Source organism: Neisseria sp. HMSC064E01 (assembly GCF_001808875.1).
In the GTDB taxonomy this organism is placed as follows: domain Bacteria; phylum Pseudomonadota; class Gammaproteobacteria; order Burkholderiales; family Neisseriaceae; genus Neisseria; species Neisseria sicca_A.
In genome coordinates, this window is record NZ_KV794939.1 from 8,094 (window position 1) to 10,397 (window position 2,304).

Genomic DNA, 2,304 nt, shown 5'->3' on the forward strand with positions numbered 1-2,304 from the left:
CTTGTCCTGATTTTTGTTAATCCACTATAAATAAAATGGTGGCGACAATCACACCTGTAACATTGTGTTGTAAAGCCGTCAGTCCGACGCTTTGCCTACCGCCGTCCATATCCGGGCAAACTATCAAAAAAACGCCGAAATCTTTATAATTCGGCACATATCCTATTTTTCAGACGACCTATCTCCGATAGCGCATCCTTTTGTGGATTAACTGTGGATAAGTTTGTCCTGACCCCTTTTCCAGGAATACCTTATGATCCGTTTCGAACAAGTTTCCAAAACCTATCCCGGCGGTTTTGAAGCCCTGAAAAACGTCAGCTTCCAAATCAAAAAAGGCGAAATGATATTTATCGCCGGCCATTCCGGCTCCGGCAAGTCCACCATCCTCAAGCTGATTTCCGGTATTACCAAGCCCAGCAAAGGCAAAGTGTGGTTCAACAACCAAGACTTGGGCGAATTGAGCGACAACCAAATCGGTTTCATGCGCCAGCATATCGGCATCGTGTTCCAAGACCACAAAATCCTCTATGACCGCAACGTCCTGCAAAACGTCATCCTGCCGCTGCGGATTATCGGTTATCAGCCGCGCAAAGCCGAAGAGCGCGCCCGCATCGCCATTGAAAAAGTCGGCTTGAAAGGACGCGAATTGGACGATCCCGTAACCCTGTCGGGCGGCGAACAGCAACGATTGTGTATCGCCCGTGCCGTCGTCCACCAACCGAGCCTCCTGATTGCCGACGAACCCTCCGCCAACCTCGACCGCGCCTACGCGCTCGACATCATGGAATTGTTCAAAACCTTCCACGAAGCAGGAACCACCGTCATCGTCGCCGCCCATGACGAAACCCTCATGGCAGACTACGGCCACCGCATCCTGCGCCTCTCGAAAGGACGACTCGCATGAGCATCATTCACTACGTCTCGCTGCACGTCGAATCCGCGCGCACTGCGCTCAAACAGCTCCTGCGCCAGCCCGTCGGCACGCTGCTCACCCTCCTGATGCTCGCCGTCGCCATGACCCTGCCGCTTTTCATGTATTTGGGCATCCAAAGCGGACAAAGCGTTTTAGGCAAACTCAACGAGTCGCCGCAAATCACCCTCTATATGGAAACCGACGCGTCCAAAGCTGACAGCGATACCGTTCGCAACTTGTTGGAACGCGATGCCCGCCTCAACAAAATCCGTTTCATCAGCAAGCAGGAAGGCTTGGAAGAGCTGCAATCCAACCTCGACCAAAACCTCGTTTCCATGCTCGACGGCAACCCCTTGCCCGACGCATTTATCGTAACGCCCGACCCCGCTACGCTGCCCGCACAAATGCAGGCGATTTATCAGGATATGGTCAAGCTGCCCATGGTTGAATCCGCCACCATGGATACTGAGTGGGTGCAAACGTTGTATCAAATCAACGAGTTCATCAGCAAAATTTTATGGTTTCTTTCACTGACGCTGGGTATGGCGTTCGTCTTGGTTGCGCACAACACCATCCGTCTGCAAATACTCAGCCGCAAAGAAGAAATCGAAATTACCAAGCTGCTCGGAGCGCCCGCATCGTTTATCCGCCGCCCCTTCCTCTACCAAGCCATGTGGCAGAGCATCTTCTCCGCCGCCGTCAGTTTGGGACTGTGCGGCTGGCTGCTTTCCGCCGTGCGTCCGTTGGTCGATGCCATCTTCAAACCCTACGGACTCAATATCGGCTGGCGTTTCTTCCATTTCAGCGAAGTTTCGCTGGTATTCGGCTTCGTCATCGCCTTAGGTGTCTTCGGCGCATGGCTTGCCACCACGCAACATCTGTTGGGCTTTAGAGCCAAGAAATAAAAACATTGGATTGAAGCAAAGGCAAAAGGTCGTCTGAAACTCTAAAACAAAGTTTCAGACGACCTTTGATTGGCTGCCATTTATTGTATAAGGAAATAATATGCAGGGGAATCTACTGCCACTCGACTATGACCTGAGTTTGAGCAAATTCTTGAGAAGGATGGCGCAGATACTGTTCATCTTATCCTTGTGCTTACCTGCCGTGAATGGAGATATGGGTTTGCAAATTTGGTCGGCAGGCTTATTTTTCCTTTGGCATCCGGTAGGTTGGCCTACATTTGCCAATGTAATTTTTATTGTTTTATATATCAGATTGAATGATGAGAAAGAGATCTTGCCTTTGTTACCCTGTTTAATGTTAACCCTGATGATACCGGGGTCGATATTTGGGTTATCTGGTGTATTTGGCTGGGGATATGTGGTTTGGGTGATGTCGGGTATGCTTTTATGTGCAGATTGGTTATGTAGCCTTATGCCGCACAAACA

At 50.4% G+C, this 2,304-nt stretch carries 3 protein-coding genes; all 3 read left to right on the forward strand.

Annotated elements, in window-relative coordinates; translation table 11 throughout:
- Nucleotides 1–253: 253 nt before the first annotated feature.
- On the forward strand, nt 254–904 hold the full coding sequence (ftsE, locus tag HMPREF2572_RS06710) for a cell division ATP-binding protein FtsE (RefSeq protein WP_003765335.1): 651 nt from the start codon (nt 254–256) through the stop codon (nt 902–904).
- Nucleotides 901–1,818, forward strand: coding sequence for a permease-like cell division protein FtsX (ftsX, locus tag HMPREF2572_RS06715; RefSeq protein ID WP_070497147.1), 918 nt, complete (start codon nt 901–903; stop codon nt 1,816–1,818). The genes ftsE and ftsX overlap by 4 nt, the downstream gene beginning before the upstream one ends.
- Before the next feature lie 100 nt (nt 1,819–1,918).
- On the forward strand, nt 1,919–2,304 hold a 386-nt coding region (locus tag HMPREF2572_RS14830; protein ID WP_070497150.1), incomplete at its 3' end, for a hypothetical protein.